The 16,605-nt window shown below is 65.2% G+C and carries 14 protein-coding genes; 5 read left to right on the plus strand and 9 right to left on the minus strand.

The window, feature by feature from the left end:
* Positions 1–49: 49 nt before the first annotated feature.
* Positions 50–1,729 (minus strand): site-specific integrase, encoded by a 1,680-nt coding sequence (locus WD006_RS22340; protein WP_011518972.1) that lies wholly within the window; start codon positions 1,727–1,729, stop codon positions 50–52.
* A gap of 564 nt (positions 1,730–2,293) precedes the next feature.
* Between WD006_RS22340 and WD006_RS22345 the strand changes: the two genes are divergently transcribed.
* Both WD006_RS22345 and WD006_RS22350 read left to right on the plus strand, forming a co-directional pair.
* A complete protein-coding gene (locus WD006_RS22345) occupies positions 2,294–3,445 on the plus strand; it encodes a sensor histidine kinase (protein WP_029309645.1) in 1,152 nt (383 codons plus the stop codon).
* Positions 3,442–4,086 (plus strand): response regulator, encoded by a 645-nt coding sequence (locus WD006_RS22350; RefSeq protein WP_011518974.1) that lies wholly within the window; start codon positions 3,442–3,444, stop codon positions 4,084–4,086. Before WD006_RS22345 ends, WD006_RS22350 begins: the two co-directional genes overlap by 4 nt.
* A gap of 30 nt (positions 4,087–4,116) precedes the next feature.
* Here WD006_RS22350 and WD006_RS22355 read toward each other — a convergent pair whose 3' ends face one another.
* Positions 4,117–4,569, minus strand: coding sequence for a universal stress protein (locus WD006_RS22355; protein ID WP_011518975.1), 453 nt, complete (start codon positions 4,567–4,569; stop codon positions 4,117–4,119).
* A gap of 198 nt (positions 4,570–4,767) precedes the next feature.
* Here WD006_RS22355 and WD006_RS22360 point away from each other — a divergent pair, with 198 nt between their 5' ends.
* Positions 4,768–5,616, plus strand: coding sequence for a universal stress protein (locus WD006_RS22360; RefSeq protein ID WP_029309644.1), 849 nt, complete (start codon positions 4,768–4,770; stop codon positions 5,614–5,616).
* 51 nt (positions 5,617–5,667) lie between these two features.
* On the opposite strand, the gene WD006_RS22365 is transcribed toward WD006_RS22360, so the two are convergent.
* Both WD006_RS22365 and WD006_RS22370 read right to left on the minus strand, forming a co-directional pair.
* A complete protein-coding gene (locus WD006_RS22365; protein ID WP_029309643.1) occupies positions 5,668–7,026 on the minus strand; it encodes an MBL fold metallo-hydrolase RNA specificity domain-containing protein in 1,359 nt (452 codons plus the stop codon).
* 104 nt (positions 7,027–7,130) lie between these two features.
* A complete protein-coding gene (locus tag WD006_RS22370; protein ID WP_029309642.1) occupies positions 7,131–7,955 on the minus strand; it encodes a universal stress protein in 825 nt (274 codons plus the stop codon).
* A gap of 400 nt (positions 7,956–8,355) precedes the next feature.
* Here WD006_RS22370 and WD006_RS22375 point away from each other — a divergent pair, with 400 nt between their 5' ends.
* Positions 8,356–9,129: a helix-turn-helix domain-containing protein gene (locus tag WD006_RS22375; RefSeq protein WP_029309641.1), complete on the plus strand. Its 774-nt coding sequence runs from the start codon at positions 8,356–8,358 to the stop codon at positions 9,127–9,129.
* A 20-nt stretch (positions 9,130–9,149) separates the two neighbouring features.
* Here the strand turns inward: WD006_RS22375 and WD006_RS22380 are convergent, their stop codons facing one another.
* Positions 9,150–10,091: a GlxA family transcriptional regulator gene (locus tag WD006_RS22380; protein ID WP_011518980.1), complete on the minus strand. Its 942-nt coding sequence runs from the start codon at positions 10,089–10,091 to the stop codon at positions 9,150–9,152.
* A gap of 143 nt (positions 10,092–10,234) precedes the next feature.
* Here WD006_RS22380 and WD006_RS22385 point away from each other — a divergent pair, with 143 nt between their 5' ends.
* Positions 10,235–11,035, plus strand: a complete 801-nt coding sequence (locus WD006_RS22385) for an SDR family NAD(P)-dependent oxidoreductase (RefSeq protein WP_011518981.1) — start codon at positions 10,235–10,237, stop codon at positions 11,033–11,035.
* Between the two features lie 33 nt (positions 11,036–11,068).
* Here the strand turns inward: WD006_RS22385 and WD006_RS22390 are convergent, their stop codons facing one another.
* The 4 genes from WD006_RS22390 to WD006_RS22405 form a co-directional block, all read right to left on the minus strand.
* On the minus strand, positions 11,069–11,719 hold the full coding sequence (locus WD006_RS22390; RefSeq protein WP_011518982.1) for an FMN-binding negative transcriptional regulator: 651 nt from the start codon (positions 11,717–11,719) through the stop codon (positions 11,069–11,071).
* Between the two features lie 260 nt (positions 11,720–11,979).
* Positions 11,980–12,987: a DUF58 domain-containing protein gene (locus WD006_RS22395; RefSeq protein WP_029309640.1), complete on the minus strand. Its 1,008-nt coding sequence runs from the start codon at positions 12,985–12,987 to the stop codon at positions 11,980–11,982.
* 17 nt (positions 12,988–13,004) lie between these two features.
* Positions 13,005–13,985, minus strand: coding sequence for an AAA family ATPase (locus tag WD006_RS22400; protein ID WP_029309639.1), 981 nt, complete (start codon positions 13,983–13,985; stop codon positions 13,005–13,007).
* A complete protein-coding gene (locus tag WD006_RS22405) occupies positions 13,982–16,516 on the minus strand; it encodes a fused MFS/spermidine synthase (RefSeq protein WP_029309638.1) in 2,535 nt (844 codons plus the stop codon). Before WD006_RS22405 ends, WD006_RS22400 begins: the two co-directional genes overlap by 4 nt.
* Positions 16,517–16,605 lie beyond the last annotated feature (89 nt).

Raw genomic sequence — 16,605 nt, forward strand, 5'->3', positions numbered from 1 at the left:
GTCCGCGTTCGAGCCATCCGTCACATGGCCGGCACGTGTCTGTTAGCCGTCACTGGAACGCGTCGTCCATCTGCCTGGCACGCTTCACATCGTCGCCATGTAGATACAGTGACGTGGTCGAGACCGACGCATGGCGCAGGTTGTCTCGCACCGTGGTCAGTTCCGCGCCGCGCGCCAGCGCATGGGTGGCGTGCGTATGGCGCAGCCAGTGTGGGCTGGCGCGGCGCAGCTTTTCGGCGGTGGCCGGGCGTTCGGCTTCGAGCTGGTCGGCGGCGGTGCCGAAGAAGCGCTTGATCACCATCCACAATCGCGCGCCGGTGATGCCGCCGGCTTCGTCGGAACCTAGATTGCCGACGATCGGCGTCGTCGGGTCCCAGAGGGCGCGTGTCACCGGCAAGCCCCGCTCAACCAGATAGCGGTCAAGCGCGTTGCGGGCCATCGTCGGCAGCGCCACCCTGCCCGCCTTCGCGCCCTTGCCCACCAGCCGCAACCAGTGATCGCCGTGCACGTCGGTTTCGACATTGCGCAGCGTGGCGCCGACCAGTTCGCTCGCCCGCAGCCCGGTCGCGTATGTGAAATCGAGGATAAAGCGCAGCCGTTGCGCGGCGGAGGCTTCCCAACCGTATGACCACTCCAGGCCATCCGCGATGCTGCGCGTCAGCAGCCATTCCCCTTCGGAGAACGCGTGCGATACATCGAGCGCGGCCGTCTTGGCGCCGCCCCGCACCTTGATGCCGGCGAACGGGTTGGCCAGCACGTAGCGTTGCTGCACCAGCCAGCGAAACAGCGCCCCAAGCACCTGCAGGCTGTAGGCTGCCGAGCGTGGCGAAAGCCCGTCAGCAAACGGCTTCCAATCCGTGGCGCCACGCGGCCGGGCGGGCCCTACCCAGCGTTCGCGCGGCGCGGGTTGGCGCAGGAAGTTCCGGTAGGCCGTGGCGTCCTCGGTGGTCAGCGACGACAGCGGCCGCCCGCGCTCGATGATCGCCCAGAGGATCAGCCTCTCGGCTTCCTTGCGATAGGCGCGCAGCGTAGACGGCGATTCGTGCAACCCCAGCCACGCTTGCACAGCCGCGTAGTCGTTGTCCGCGTTCAGCGTGGAGGTCTCGCGCGGCGCGCGGAACTGGCCGAGCGAGCCGTCCACCTCATGCGGCAGTCGCCCCATCTTCTCCCAGGGCACGATCACGCCGCGCGGCTCGGCTTCGATTAGCGCCCGCGCGCGAGCCGTGAGTTGCGGATGGCCGGCGAAGAACGCCTCGATTCGCCTGGCGCCCGCCACTCCCAGCCCGGAAATGCCGCGCCACCACTGGCGCCGGCGGGGGATTCGCACAGTGAGGTCAGCCAGCGTGTGAATGTCGCAAGCGCGCAGGGCCTCCACGGCAGTCGGTGCCAGCCACAGGCCGATATCGTCGGAAATCGCCGGTGCTGGAGGCGGCAAGCCACGGAGTGTTTCGATTGCGTGGTCTGCTTCCCTACCCTTCGCCGCCCGTTCGGCGGCCGGGAATTCGAACAATTGCGCAAGATCTTCACGCAGCCGGTAGCGCGCATAGGCGGCAAGCTGCCGGCGAATCTTGCTCACCATCCCGCGCGAGGACTGGCCCGTGGCCCGCGCATCGTCCAGATACCGAGAGACCGCGTCACGCGTGGAAAGTCCCGCATGCCAGGCTCGCAGGGCGGCCAGGGCAGCGGCGTCGGGAAAGTCCATGTGCGTGGCGGTCGGGCGATTCGTCATGGCGGAATCTTAACATTTACCCATGCCATTGCGATAACTTTTCTTATCGCAATAGCTTGATCATGGAAGCAAACCCATGGCTGGTGATCTGCGTCGGAGGCGCCGCAACGCTATCGTCTTCCACTGTCCAGCCTTCCGCCTGCACCAAGTGATGAATGTCGGCCCTGCGGTATAGCGTGATCACCTTGAGGGGGTATTGGCGACAATATCTCCCACGATAAAAATCGCCCGATATCGTATTAATAGACCGAAATAAGAAAATGAAATACCAAGGCGTCAATAATCAATCGCCACCCCGATTTGGTAACAACGATCTCTACTGAGTCCGAAACTGCGTTCCTGCTGCATTCGCATCCTCCTGATTCACCCATGACGCACGCTTGACGCTGCCGGAGCCCAGATTGCTTGTACTCCGGGCACGAAACCGGTATAGCGCTTGCTCGATGGATATTGGGCACACGCGTGGCGCCACCCCCATGTTTCATCGCATAATTACGAATACAGATTCTGGCTGGAGCAGCAAGTCGCCCGCCACCGACCACGAATCCAGGACAGGAGTTGGGAATGGGGCCGGAAGCCGTGACGGGCACCGATGACAATGGCGACCGGCGAATCGCCGAAAACGAAGCACGGCTGGCGGGAATCATCCGCTCGTCGATGGAAGCCATCATCTCGGTGGACGAAGAACAGCGCGTGGTGCTGTTCAACCCGATGGCGGAAAAGCTGTTTGGCTTGCCGGCGGAACAGGCCATGGGCCGCCCCCTTGGCGATTTCATCCCTGCCCGTTTCCGCACTGCCCATGCGGCGCACGTCACGCGTTTTGGCGTGACCGGTGTTTCCGACCGGCAGATGGGGCGCCAGCTCACGCTGCACGCCCTGCGTCAGGACGGAACCGAATTCCCGATCGAAGCGTCGATCTCGCAGACCTCCGATGGTGCCGGACACAAGCTTTTTACGGTCATGCTGCGCGACGTCACCGCTCGCGTGCGTGCCGAGACTGCGCTGCAGCGGTCCCGCGAGGAACTCCAGGCGCTGTCGGACAGCATCCTGGCAGCGCGCGAGGACGAAAAGCGACGCGTCGCGCGCGAGCTTCACGACGATCTGGGCCAGCGCCTGAGCGCGCTGAAAATGGATCTGGTGATGCTGGAGACCGACTTGCGTACCGACTGCGGCGCTGTGCGTGCGCTCGGACAGGTCAGCGCCATGCACACTGTCATCGACGAAACCATCGCCGCCGTGCGCAGGATTTCATCCGATCTGCGGCCCGCGTTGCTCGATGAACTGGGCCTCGCTGCCGCGCTGGACTGGCTGGCCAAGGATTTCAGCCGGCGCTACGCGATTCCGGTGAGCACGCGGACCCCCGAGGAGATCGACGTCACCGAACAAGCCGCCACCGCTGTGTTCCGGATCGTCCAGGAGGCGCTCAACAACGTCGTGCATCATGCGGACGCCAGCGAGGCCTGGGTAACGCTGACGCACCAGAACCCGAACCAGAACCACGATCACGACCAGTACGTGCTGCGCGTGCACGATGACGGGCGCGGCTGGAACGGCCAGCCGAAGGACGGCGCGCGACGCTCGTTCGGCCTGCTTGGCATCCGGGAACGGGCACGCCTGCTGGGTGGCACGGTGTCCATCGAACATTCGCCCGGCGAGGGCTTCGAACTCGTCGTCACGTTTCCGGGTCATCCGGATTGCAAGGAGACCCAGGCATGATTCGCGTGATCATTGCAGACGATCACACTGTGGTGCGCAACGGATTGCGCCATATCCTCGAACGCACCAGCGACTTCGAGGTGGTTGGCGAAGCAGCCCGCGGTACCGAGGTGCCACAACTCGTGCGCGAGCTGTCGCCGCATGTCATCCTGCTGGACCTGTCGATGCCCGGCCGGAACGGGCTGGAACTGATCCGGCAGCTGCGGACCGATCATCCGGCACTACGAATCCTCGTGCTGACGATGCACGCGGAGGAACAGTATGTGGTCCGCGCCTTCCGTGCCGGCGCGGCTGGCTACCTGACCAAGGAAAGCGCGGCGACAGAACTGGTGGAGGCGCTGAGGAAGGTGGCCGCGGGCGGCACCTACGTCAGCCCCGCCATGGCCGAAAAGCTGGCGCTGGGCCTGCAGGAAAAGCCCGATGCGCCGCACGAGGGCCTGTCGGATCGTGAACTCGAGGTCTTCCGGCGCATCGTCGACGGCGAGTCGCTCACGCAGATCGCTGCCGCGCTGTGCGTCAGCGCCAAGACGGTCAGCACCTACAAGATGCGCCTGATGGAAAAACTCCAGCTTCGCAGCGACGCCGCGCTGGTCCGCTATGCGATCGAGGCGAGGCTGTTCGGCGACGAAGACAAGCTATAGCGTCGTGGCCCCCAGCCACAGCCCCGTCGTTCAGGCCGCCTCGCCGCGAATCAGCAGCACCGGCTTGCTGGTCTTGGCCACCACACCTTCAGAGACGCTACCCATGATCATGCGGCGCACACCGCGTCGGCCGCGCGTACCCATCACGATCACATCGGCTGGCCAGCGGTCGGCATAGCCGACGATCGCGCCGGCGATGTCACCGGGTACCGCCGACTTCTCTGCCAGTTCGGTTTGAAACCGCACGCCAGCGTCCTGGAGACGGCGAGCGGCGGCAGCCAGGGCCTTCTTGCCGAAGTCCGTCAGCCCATTCAGGATGTCCTGCGGATTGACGAAACCTGCCTCAAGGAACACTTCGCCCTCGTCCACCACGAACAGGACCTTCACCTCCGCGCCCATGCCCTTGGCCAGCCCGGCTGCCTGCGCAATGGCCAGGTCGGAAGACGGGCTGCCATCCACGGCAACCAGGATGCGTTCATACATATCGGTCTCCTCAGTCCGGGCCACGTGCCCTCACTGACCCAGCATAGGACGTGCCAAGGCTCCATGGTTGATGTATCGCAAGACGACCCGAGCCCACCGAATCAGGCGCTCTTGATCTGTCGCAACCATACGCGGCACATCACGCATACATTTGAGACCCAAATGGCGCCGAAGCGCCTTGCTTTTTCAGGAGACCACATGGACATCTCGGCGATCATGGTCCACGTCGATGCCTCGCAATCAGTGGAGGCCCGGCTCTGTCATGCCGTGGCGCTGGCCGGATCGTTTAACGCCACGCTGATCGGCCTGCTCTCGCTAAGCGCGGACGAGCCAGCGTGGGTCTACCGCACTGCGGACGGCCGCCGCGAGCGCCAGGCCTACGAGCCGGATCTTGGCGCCGCATGTGAAGCCGCCCGGGAAGCCTTCGATATCGCCACCGAAGCCGCGACGTTTGCCGTCGACTGGCGCGTCGGCGAGGGCGCACCCACCGACGCCATCCAGTGCGAAGGCCGGCTGGCCGACCTGCTGATCGTCGGCCAGCCGGACCGATTGAACACCGACGGCGAGGTAGCCCGGCACTTCGTCGAGACGGCCATTCTTTCGAGTGGCCGCCCGGTGCTGGTCATTCCTCAAGGGCCGCTGCCGGACGCCTCCACCTTCCCCTATAGCTCGATCGTGGTGGCCTGGAACGGTACCCGCGAATCCGCGCGTGCGCTGCATGACGCGCTGCCGTTGCTCAAGCGCGCCACCCAGGTCGACGTGGTGTCCTGCATTCCTCCGCACGCGCGCCGCAAGGCCGAGCTCTCCCCGCCCGCCTACGCGGCAAACTGGCTGGCTCGGCATGGCGTGCACGCGGGCATGGTCGAGATGGTGCTGGAACGATCGGCCGATATTGGCGAGTCACTGCTTGCCATCGCCGGCCAGCGCCGGGCCGACCTGCTGGTTTGTGGCGCATATGGCCGGGGACTGCTGCGCGAGGAATTGCTGGGTGGCGTGACGGACACCGTGCTGCGCCACGCCACGATTCCCACCCTCTTTTCCTACTAGCCGCGCCGACACCCCTTGCTCGGGCGCTCAGTCGAGCGCTTAGTCGGGCGCTTAGTCGAGCCTATAGATACCCCGGTACTCGGGCATCGTGACATCCCAATGCAGCGAATGCTCGATGCGCTGGCGTAGCGCATCGGCGGCACCGGGCTCGCCGTGGACGATGAACGTCTGCCGTGGCGGCGTCCCGATGGCACTCATCCAGTCCATCAGCCCATCCGCATCGGCATGTGCCGAGAAATGGCGGATCTGTTCGACTGAAGCACGCAGCTCGACTTCGCGCCCGTGCATACGCAATGTGCGCTGGCCGGACGCCAACGCCGCCCCCCGCGTTCCCGCCGCCTGGAACCCCACCAGCAGGAAAGTGCTGCGCGGGTCCTGCCCGAACGACTCAAGGTGATGCACCACGCGCCCGCCCGTCAGCATTCCGCTACCGGCCAGGATGATCTTCGGCTGATCCAGCCGGTTGATGCGGATCGACTCCTCCATGCTCCGGGTCGGAATCGCCACCGAACAAGCAGCCGCGCACGTTTCGGGGTCGAGGCGCAGTTCGTCCGTGTGCTCGCTGAGAATCCGCGTGGCTTCGATGGCCATCGGGCTGTTCAGATAGATGGGCACATCGGGAAAGCGCCGTCGCTGGCGCAGGCGGTAGAGGCAATACAGCAGCAACTGGGCGCGCCCAACCGCAAAGACGGGAATGATCACGCTGCCGCCCCGGGCAACGGTCTTGCGGATGATATCGGCCAGCAGTTCGATGGGATCGCCCTCCGGGTGCAGGCGGTCACCGTAAGTCGATTCCACGATGAGGTAATCCGCCGCGGTGGGCGGCTCCGGCGGCCGCATCAGCATGTCGTCCTGCGGGCCGAGGTCGCCGGAGAACAGGATGCGCCGGCCCTTGGCATGGATCGTCACGCTGGACGAGCCAAGAATATGGCCCGCGCGATGAAACTCCGCTTCCACACCGCGTGCGATTGTCACCCGCTTGCTGTAAGGCGCGGGCTTCAGATATTCCAGCGCATGCATGGCATCCGCCACGGTATAGAGCGGCAGCGCCGGTTGATGACGCGAATACCCCTTGCGGTTGGCATAGTTGGCGTCTTCTTCCGCCAGATGGGCGCTGTCCGGCAGCAGCAGGCCGCAAAGCTCCGACGTTCCCGTCGTACAGTGCACGCGCCCCTTGTAACCGCGTTTCACCAACAGGGGCAGATAGCCGCTGTGGTCGATATGCGCATGTGTCAACACCACGGCATCGAGACTGTCCGGGCTGATCGGAAAGCGATCCCAGTTACGTAGCCGCAGGGCCTTGTAGCCCTGAAACAGTCCGCAGTCGATCAGCACCCGCGCTTCTCCGGTGTCGAGCAGAAAGCGCGAACCGGTCACGGTGTCCGTTGCCCCAAGGAACTGGATGTGCATGGTCTGTGATGTTGGTGTTGGCGTCGTCAGTGGCGGTGTTGTCAGTATTGCCGTAGCCGTTCACTGGCTTTGAAACGATGGCAAAACAGTACGTATCACGCGCTTCAATGCGACATCAGCAGCGGCACCGGTGCGTTGCGCAGCAGCGTGCGCGTGGTTCCGCCCATCACGAGTTCGCCGAGCCGCGAGTGGCCGTAGCCGCCGGTCACCAGCAGATCGGCTGCCTCGTTGCGCGTCACGCGCATCAGGCTGTCAGCTGGCGACGCGGCCTCGTCGATACGCAGCGAAGCGCTGACGCCGTGATCGGCCAGCCAGCGCACGGCCTCGGCCGCGCCATGCTCGTTCGGCCCCGCGCCGCTGAGCACCACCTGCAGGATCACACGCGATGCCAGTGCCAGCAGCGGCAACGCATCTCTCATAGCGCGCGCGGCTTCGCGCCGCCCGTCCCAGGCCACCACGACGGTGCCGCCCGGCACCAGGCTGCCGCCAGGTGGCATCACCAGAATCGGACGGCCAGAGTTCAGCAGCACATACTCGGCGGAAGTGGCCATCAGCGCCGGCGTATCTTGCGCCAGCGACGGCGGCGCCGGCAGAATCAGATCGCTGCTGACACCGCGCGAGGTCAGCGCCCAGCCCGCCTCCTGCTCGACCACCACGTGTGAAATCTCGATGCCCCGCCCACGTCGCGCCACTGCCGCATCGAGCGCAGCGGCATCGGCCTGTTTCAGGTTGCGCAGCATGTCGGCGCGCATCTGCTGATAACGCGCGGTCTCCTCGCCGGCGCTCCGGAATGGATCCAGCAAGGTGCCAGTGGCGGTCAGTCCGACGACCCGGGCGGTGAACAGCGACGCCAGCGTCAGCGCGGCATCCAGACGCGCATCGCGCGCCGGATCAGCGGCAAGATCGACGAGAATGGTCTTGAAATCCATGGGGGCTCCAGGCAAGGGGGCGATCGGGCGGCAAGAATGGATACCGTCTTGTGCACTTTAATCGCCAAAGATGCTCCGCGCTTGCCTCAAGTCAAATACATGACGGCCAGGAAACCAAACATTGTCGGTACAAGTCGCGGCAATCAACCGTCTGAAGGAGGACTCAATCGAAGGCGAACTACCTTGCCTCGGCTATCGGGAGCACCTGTGCTGCACGTAGGTAATGCCCGACCTGTCAGGTAACCCTTACACGCGCACTCCAGACCCTGACACAGGTATCAGCCGACGCTGATTTCAGCCTTTCCGATCACAAGGCATACTTCCGCGCAGATGGGGAGTTATTCAGATCAAAGAACCTTGATTTGGCGGTGAACGCCTGACGGCCCCAGGGGAGAGCATCATGTATGAAGTGGTAGAGGGGGCAACCGTCGAAGCAGGAATGGATGGGGAATGCACCGGACATGCGCACGCGCCGAGCACGACGCGGCATTTCCAGGCGCGCTGCATGGATTGCGGCCTGCGCCGCCTCTGCATCGCCTCGTCTCTCGAACCGGAGGAGCTTCCGCAACTGGAAGCCGTGGTCAGCCACTGGCGCATGGTGCATCGTGGCGAATACCTGTACCGCTCCGGCGACAAATTCCAGAACCTCTACACCGTCCGGTCGGGATCGCTGAAGACCGTGGCCACCCACGCTGGCGGCCATGAGCACGTCACCGGCTTCTTCCTGCCGGGAGAAACGGTCGGCCTTGGGGCGATTGGCGAAGGCGAGTATGACTGCGACGCGATTGCGCTCGAAGACAGTGCCGTCTGCGTGCTGCCGTTCTCACCGCTCGAAGGACTGTGCCGCGACGTCAAGAGCGTGCAACAGCATTTCCACCGGATGCTGAGCCGCGAGATCCTGCGCGAGTCCAAGCAGATGATCCTGCTGTCGGGCATGACTTCGGAACAGCGTGTAGCGGCATTCCTGATCAACGTGTCGTGTCGCCTGCAGGAACGCGGCTATGCTTCGCGCGACTTCACGCTGCGCATGACCCGCGAGGAAATCGGCAGCTACCTCGGCATCAAGCTCGAAACGGTCAGCCGCACGTTCTCCCGCTTCCAGCGCGAAGGCCTGATCCGCGTGGATGGCAAGCGCATCGAACTGTTCGATATCGAGGCGCTCGCGGCCATCTGAGCCGCTGGCACCAGCGCCTGCTACTCACGGGCCTCCCGCCGCACCGCCTGCGGCGGCACGCCGAACCCCCGCAGGAACGCCTCGCGCATATGGCGCCGGTCTCGAAAGCCGGCCTCCCGCGCCACGACTTCCAACGGGTGGCGACTCTGTTCGATCATCAGCCGCGCCGCTTCCAGCCTCAGATTCTCGATCGCCTTGGCCGGCGACTGCCCGGTCTCCGCGGTGAACACGCGGCTGAACTGGCGTGGGCTCAGATGCACCGTCTCCGCCAGTTCCTCCACCGTCAGTGCCTGGCTCAGGTTCTTGCGCGCGTAATCCAGCGCACTCTGGATACGGTCGGATTTCGGCGCCATATCCAGTAGCTCCGAGTGCTGTGACTGTCCACCCGAGCGCCGCTGGTGCATCACCAGCTTGTGGGCGACCGACCGCGCGATGTCCGCGCCCAGATCCTTCTCGACCATGGCAAGCGCCAGATCCAGGCCGGCCGTCATGCCCGCCGACGTCCAGATCGCGCCATCGACGATGTAGATGCGATCGTCCTCCACCTTGATGTCCGGATGGAGCCGTTTCATGTCGCGCGCGAAGGCCCAGTGCGTGGTCGCGCGTCGGCCATCGAGCAGACCGGCTTCCGCCAGAATGAACGCCCCCGTGCAAATCGACGCCGTCCGGCGCGCGCGCGGCACCGCCTTGCTCACGAACGCCAGTACCGGTGCGGGTGTTGGCTGCGCGACTGGGTCGCCAACGCCGGCCAGCACCCAGGTATCGACGGCCACGCGCGCGCTTGCCGCGTGCGTCTCTACCGTCATCCCCAGCGAAGACACGACCGGACCACCGTCGATCGAGTAATTCCTGATGCGATAGAAAGGCTCGCCGGCCACGAGATTCGCGTACTCGAAGACGCTCTGCGTCGCCAGCGCCATCACCTGAAAACCGTCCGTCAGCAGGAAGCCGATGTTGTGCATGATTGGCCTCGTCGCACCCATGTCCTAAAACATGACCATAATCGTCATTTCTGCCATGGTCAAGTCGCTTTACGATGCAATGCATGGATTCAACGCATCCCGATTTTCGAATCCCCATCGCACGACATCGCAAGGAGAACACCATGACGCAAACTCATCTCGGCACGGCCCTGGTTACCGGCGCATCCTCGGGCATCGGCGCCATCTACGCAGACCGTCTGGCACGCCGCGGCTATGACCTGATCCTCGTCGCCCGCAATCGCGACAAGCTCGACACCCTGGCCCGGCGCATCACTGACGATACGCAGCGCGTGGTCGAAGTCTTCCCGGCTGATCTCAACGACCGCCAATCGCTCGCACGGGTGGAGGAAAAGCTGCGGCAGGACGCCAGCATCACGCTGCTGGTCAACAACGCAGGCGTCGGCACGCACACGCCACTGCTCGACAGCGATGTCGATGCCATGAACCGGATGATCGACCTCAACGTCACCGCGCTGACGCGCCTGACCTATGCCGCCGTGCCAGGATTCGTCGCGCGCGGCCGTGGCGCGATCATCAATATTTCGTCGATCGTCGGCATCGCGCCCGAAATCCTGAACGGGGTGTACGGCGGCAGCAAGGCGTTCGTGCTGGCATTCAGCCAGTCGCTGCATCACGAACTCGCGGCCAAGGGGCTGCGCGTGCAGGCGGTACTGCCGGGGGCGACCGCCACGGACTTCTGGGAAACCGGTGGCCTGCCGATCGAACATCTCGACAAGGCGATCGTCATGCCGGCTGAAGCGATGGTCGATGCGGCGCTGGTAGGCTTCGATCGTGGCGAGCTGGTGACGATTCCACCGCTGCACGCGATCGAGCAATGGAATGCGTATGAAGGCGCGCGCCAGGCGATGGCGGGCCTGCTATCGACCAACACTCCCGCGCCCCGGTACGCGACGGGACGCTGAGAGGCGGAAGGCAAAGGGTGGAAGGCCCGGGAATTACTGGGTCTCGCCCCGCTCCTTGGCATCTGCGCGGGCCAGCATCGCTTCGCCGAGCGTTGTGCTGCCCTGCTCGGCCAGCGCCGTGCCCGCGCCACGGATGTCGCGCACTTCCTTGTTCTGACTCAGCTTCAACTTGCCTTCCAGTCGCGTGATCTCGATCTCGATACCGACGATCGCCTTGAGCATCGTGTCGACGAAATCCGACGGGGCGTCGGACATCTTCCACGGCCTCGGTTGCGTGGCCTCGTGCGTGCGCGTCAGATGGGCCACGACGCCGCGCACGAAGCGTTCATCGTCGCGAATCGTGATGCGACCGTGCGCGTGCACGACCATGTAGTTCCACGTGGGCACCTGCTTGTGGGCCTCGTGCTTGCTCGGATACCAGTTCGGCGAGATATACGCATCAGCGGCGCGGAAGATCACCAGTACCTCATCACCGTCCGCCACGTCCTGCCAGACCGGGTTGGCGCGGGCAACGTGAGCCTTCAGCATCCCATTCGGCCCTTGCGAGGGATCGAGATGGAAGGGAATGTGATTCGCATCCAGACCGTTCCTGCCATGCGTGACCAGCGTGCCAAATGGATACGCGGTCATCAACGCATGGAGAGCCTCAGGGCGCGATTCTTCGAAATGGGCAGGGACGTACATGAGAGTGCTGGGCGTGGGGGTGTAGGGTTCGGAATGCAGGCATTGTCATCGGAAACTGGAGCCGAGTGTAGCCGCAGTTTGCGGTTATCGCCCACACGCTGATCGAGAACTGCTAGCTCAGCGGAATCGACCCAGACGTTGACCCAGACGTTGACCCAGATGCGGCTTGTTTTTCGGCAGGAGTCGCCGCCAGTTGAGCTTCGCCGTCATAACGGCCAATTGAGGGTGCTTGGACTGCACATCCGGCCCGAAGCTGCGTTCTATGCCCTGCCGCGCCGCGGCGACGCATCGGCAGGGTATCCCAGCAGCCGGCGCAGTTGCAGCGCCGTATCCTCAGCTGCCGATACCGGGAGCAGCGGCACGCCAATCCCGTTGTGCCACTCGACCAGCGCCGCATTGTGATCGTCCGCGAAGCGGTGAATCGCACTCCGGAGCGTCTCCCGGCCAAAGCCGAGTTCCACCTGCAGTTCGCCGTCGCTGACCACGAGGTGACCGGAGTCGGGTAGGTTCAGCAGGAACGGGTCATAGACCAGCACCGACAACATGTCGTTGCGACGGCGCAGTTCGAGCATCAGGTCGCGGGTCTGCGCATCGTTGCCGCTGAAGTCGCTGATGACGATAACCAGATAGTCGTGACGGGCCAGTTGCAGCGCGTGTTGCAACGCCGCGTTCAACTGGCTGGCGCCCTGGCTGGCCGGGGCGTCCGCGCGCAGCGCCTGATTGTGGCGTGCCAATTCGCCAAGCAGGTGAAGCACGCCGTGCTGGCTGCGCTGCGGTGTCAGCGCGGTCACTTCCTTGTCGCCGAAGACGACACCGCCCACGCGGTCCCCCTCTGCCACCATTCGCCACGTGGCCAGCGCGGCCACTTCCGCCGCCGCCACCGATTTCATCGCACGGCGGCTGCCGAAGAACATGTTGATGCGCTGATCCACCACCACCAGCGCCGGGCGTTCCTTTTCCTCGGCATAGACCCGTACGTGCGGTTTGCCAGTTCGCGCCGTCACGCGCCAGTCCATCGTCCGAACGTCGTCCCCGGGCAGGTAGGGGCGCAATTCCTCGAAGGCCAGCCCACGGCCCCGCACGCGTGACCCGTGGAGCCCCGACAGCAGGCTGTGCACGGGCTGGCGCGACAGGAAATGGAAGTCCCGCGCAGCAGCCTCAAGCGCGGCCAGCGATGCCGCATCGACATTGACGCCGGGCGTGGCGCTGGACGGAAGCGTCTTGTGCTGGGCCGGCGAGCGGCCGAGTGCGGCGGTATCGGGTTTCATAACGGAGCCGGATGGCCTCAGGCCACCGCCACCCGCTGCACCAGGCGGTCGATGACCGCGTTTGCGCTGACTCCCGCCGCGTGGGCGTCGTACGAGAGGATCAGCCGGTGCCGGAACACGTCGTGCACCACCGCCTGCACGTCCTCGGGGGTGACGTAGTCGCGCCCGCGCAGCCAGGCCATCGCCCGCGCGACCTTGTCGAGACCAATCGAACCACGCGGGCTCACACCCACCTCGATCCAGCGTTTCAGATCGTCGTCGAGACGCGCGGGCTCGCGCGTGGCCTGCACAAGCGCGACGATATAGCGCTCCACCGGCTCGCTCACCTTGATCTCGTGGATTTGCCGGCGCGCGTCGAACACTGTTGCCGGGGACATGCGAGTTTCGCTACTCCCGGCATCGCCATGATGCGTGTCCGGTTCTTCCTCGGCACGCGCCAGCCGGATGATCTCCGCTTCGGCATCGGCCGCAGGATAGTCAACGTTCACGTGCATCAGAAAGCGGTCCATCTGTGCTTCTGGCAGCGGATAAGTGCCTTCCTGCTCGATGGGGTTCTGCGTGGCCATGACCAGGAACAGCCGTTCCAGCGGGTGCGTATTACCGCCCACGGTGACCTGCCGCTCCTCCATGGCTTCGAGCAACGCGGATTGCACCTTGGCCGGGGAACGGTTGACTTCATCCGCCAGAATCAGGTTCGCGAACAGCGGACCGGGCTGGAAGCGAAATTCGCCCTTGCCGCCTTCGCTGTAATAGATGTCCGAGCCGGTGATGTCGGCGGGCAGCAGGTCTGGCGTGAACTGCACGCGCGACAGCCGCGCGTCGAGATGCTTCGCCAGACTCTTGATGGCACGGGTCTTGGCCAGCCCCGGCAGGCCTTCCACCAGCAGGTGCCCGTCGGCAAGCAGCCCAAGCAACAACCGCTCGATCATGCGTGCCTGGCCGACAATGGTTTCGCCCATACGTGCCTGCAGCGCCAGAAAATCGTCGCGAGCGCTCATTGCGCGCCTCCCGTGAACCAGTTGTAGTACGGATTGCCCGGATCCTCGCGCATCACCTGCGTGATATCGCGCAGCCATTGCTGGCGGTCGCCCCGGTATGCATCGAGCCCGGCGCGATAGAACAGATGCAGGTTGGCCCGCTCGCGCCGGATGGCGACTTGCAGTGCGTCGTCCGCGCCTTGCAGTTGCGGCTCGGACGAGAGGTTCAGCAACTCCTCCAGCACGGGCGGGAACGACTGCTTGCGCACCCAGCCCGAGTATTCGATGCGCGGACGGTCGTCTGTAACGGCGGGCGCGTCGCTGGCAAACCAGTCGAGGCCGGTGCGGTCGGTCACGTAGGTAGCCAGCAAGGCGGCGGGCGATGCCACGCCGACGGACCGCAGCGCGGCGCTGACCCCGGCATCGGCGAAACGCGACTGAATACGCGCCACGTCAAGCGTGACCGGCTGCAATGATCCAACCAACAGCATCTCGTGCAGTTCGGTGGTCCAGAGCGTGGCGTGCGGAAACACACCGAGGAAGCTACGCACCAGCGAGCGGGTGTCCTCGGGATTCTGCGTCGGCAGGGGCAGCCATTGCGCCACAATGCCGCCCGTCTCCAGTCGCTGCGCGGCGAGACGATAGAAATCGCGCGAATACAGGTTCACGACACCGCTGGCCGACGGCGGCGGCGGTTCCAGCGTGATCAGGTCGTAACGCTGGGCGCTTTGCAGCAGCTCGCGCCGACCGTCGCGCAAGCGGATGTCGACGCGCTTGTCGCCAGTCACGCCGTAGTTACCCTGGAAGTTCGGCGCGGCACGCACCACGGCGGGCAGCAACTCGGCCACTACCCGATGCTCGAGCCCCGGATACTGCAGCAGCGCGCCTGCGGTAATACCGGTCCCAAGGCCGATCACCAGGGTCGACCGCGGTGCGCCGTTGTGGATCAGCAGGGGCAGCAGCGCCTGCAGCCGCATATAGCGCAGCGACGTCATCGTATCGCCGGAATTCGATACGCCCTGAATATAGAGCCGCCGGAACGGTTGACGGGCCTTGCCCTGCTCGACCACGGCTACCGTGGCGCCGCGGCTTTCCTCGTAGAAAACAAGTTCACCGCCGCGCGTCTGCGCCAGCAATGCGGCAAGCCGATCGGCCGGCGTCACCACGGCCACGATCAAGGTCACCACGGCCAGCAACGGCACGGCCACCCGTGCGAAGCGGTGCACGCCGGTGCCGAAAGCGGTAGCCAGCAGCGCCACGACGCCGCTTGCCACGGCCAGCACGCCGAGCGTATGGACCACGCCGATCCACGGCACCAGCACGAAGCCGGCCAGCACCGAGCCAGCAATGCCGCCCAGCGTATTCACTGCAAGCACGGCGCCCAGCCCTGAACCGGGGCGCGAGACATCGACGGAGAGTCGCACGACATACGGAAACGCCGCGCCAAGCAGCACCGTCGGCACGAACACGATACAAAATGCCGCCATGCCAAAGCTCGCGCACATGGCGGCAAGCTGGCTGCCGGTGGCGCCGAGCACGCGTTGTGACACCACGGACTGGGCGGCCGGGAGCCATTCACCCAGCCATGCGAACTCGACCAGACCCGCCAGCCCGGCGCCGACGACCAGCGCCGCGAACACACCCCAAGGGTCCCTGGCTCGATCAACCTTGCGTGCCACCAGCGCGCTACCAAGCATGAGGCCCGCCAGATACGTGGCAAGCATCACCGCGAACGCGAATGCGCGCGTGCTCAGGAACTGGACAATGGCTTGCGACCAGACCACCTCGTAGCCAAGCGCGATACCGCCGGCCAGGGCATAAAGCGTGAGCGCCAGTGCGCGCTGCCCAGTCCTTGGCGTTGCCTCGACTTGCGCCTGTGGCACGGTCTGGGTGGTCGCTTTGGGGGCGCGGCGGACCATCCAGTACGCGCCGAGTGCGGCCAGCAGGTTCAGCGCGGCTGCCGCGCAGGCGCTACCCGTGACGCCGAACGCAGGAATCCACACAAACCCCGCGAGCAGCGTGCCCGCAATGGCACCGGCCGTGTTGGCCGCGTAGAACCGGCCGCCGTGGCCGCCGAGTTCGTGCTCGGCGGGCGTCACCGCCCGGAGCAACGCCGGCAGCGTGCCGCCCATTGCGACCGCGGGCAGGCCGACCAGCAGCACCGGAAGCGCCCACGCCACGGCCCCCGCGCGCAACTGCAGCCATGCGAACGGCGCCGCCGCATGAGCCAGCGCCAGCGTCGCGCCAATGCCCAGCAAGGCGATGGCGACTTCGAGCCAGAGGTATAGCCGCCAGGCGGAGGTACTGCGATCGGCGTGACGGCCAACCAGCCAGCCGCCAAGCGCCAGGCCCGCGAAGAACGCGCTGACACCGGTGGTCACCGCCTGCACCTCGACGCCGACCACCAGCGAAAGCTGCTTGATCCACAGCACCTGATAAACCAGGCCCGCGGCGCCGGACAGGATCAGCAGCAACGCGGGCCATCGCCATGCGGTCGACCGCGGCACGGCTGCAGGCTCGGATGCTTGGGCTGGCCGCCGTTTCGCACGCATCCCCTGCCCCAGCTTACGGTCGGCTGCCGTCACGTTTCTTGCCGCGCTTGTTGCCTGTGAAGTCTGCCAATCGAGGGCTCCGCTATTGT

Origin of the sequence: Cupriavidus sp. Met-2 (assembly GCF_049843575.1) — a bacterium.
GTDB lineage: Bacteria > Pseudomonadota > Gammaproteobacteria > Burkholderiales > Burkholderiaceae > Cupriavidus > Cupriavidus metallidurans.

Bases quoted from the DNA above. Each gene is read 5' to 3' on its own strand.
- WD006_RS22375 (WP_029309641.1), top strand. From the start codon at position 8,356: ATGTATGAAGTGGTAGAGGGGGCAACCGTCGAAGCAGGAATGGATGGG.
- WD006_RS22350 (WP_011518974.1), top strand. From the start codon at position 3,442: ATGATTCGCGTGATCATTGCAGACGATCACACTGTGGTGCGCAACGGA.
- WD006_RS22405 (WP_029309638.1), bottom strand. From the start codon at position 16,516: ATGCGTGCGAAACGGCGGCCAGCCCAAGCATCCGAGCCTGCAGCCGTG.
- WD006_RS22380 (WP_011518980.1), bottom strand. From the start codon at position 10,091: ATGCACAACATCGGCTTCCTGCTGACGGACGGTTTTCAGGTGATGGCG.
- WD006_RS22355 (WP_011518975.1), bottom strand. From the start codon at position 4,569: ATGTATGAACGCATCCTGGTTGCCGTGGATGGCAGCCCGTCTTCCGAC.
- WD006_RS22365 (WP_029309643.1), bottom strand. From the start codon at position 7,026: ATGCACATCCAGTTCCTTGGGGCAACGGACACCGTGACCGGTTCGCGC.
- WD006_RS22370 (WP_029309642.1), bottom strand. From the start codon at position 7,955: ATGGATTTCAAGACCATTCTCGTCGATCTTGCCGCTGATCCGGCGCGC.
- WD006_RS22395 (WP_029309640.1), bottom strand. From the start codon at position 12,987: ATGAAACCCGATACCGCCGCACTCGGCCGCTCGCCGGCCCAGCACAAG.
- WD006_RS22385 (WP_011518981.1), top strand. From the start codon at position 10,235: ATGACGCAAACTCATCTCGGCACGGCCCTGGTTACCGGCGCATCCTCG.
- WD006_RS22345 (WP_029309645.1), top strand. From the start codon at position 2,294: ATGGGGCCGGAAGCCGTGACGGGCACCGATGACAATGGCGACCGGCGA.
- WD006_RS22360 (WP_029309644.1), top strand. From the start codon at position 4,768: ATGGACATCTCGGCGATCATGGTCCACGTCGATGCCTCGCAATCAGTG.
- WD006_RS22340 (WP_011518972.1), bottom strand. From the start codon at position 1,729: ATGACGAATCGCCCGACCGCCACGCACATGGACTTTCCCGACGCCGCT.
- WD006_RS22390 (WP_011518982.1), bottom strand. From the start codon at position 11,719: ATGTACGTCCCTGCCCATTTCGAAGAATCGCGCCCTGAGGCTCTCCAT.
- WD006_RS22400 (WP_029309639.1), bottom strand. From the start codon at position 13,985: ATGAGCGCTCGCGACGATTTTCTGGCGCTGCAGGCACGTATGGGCGAA.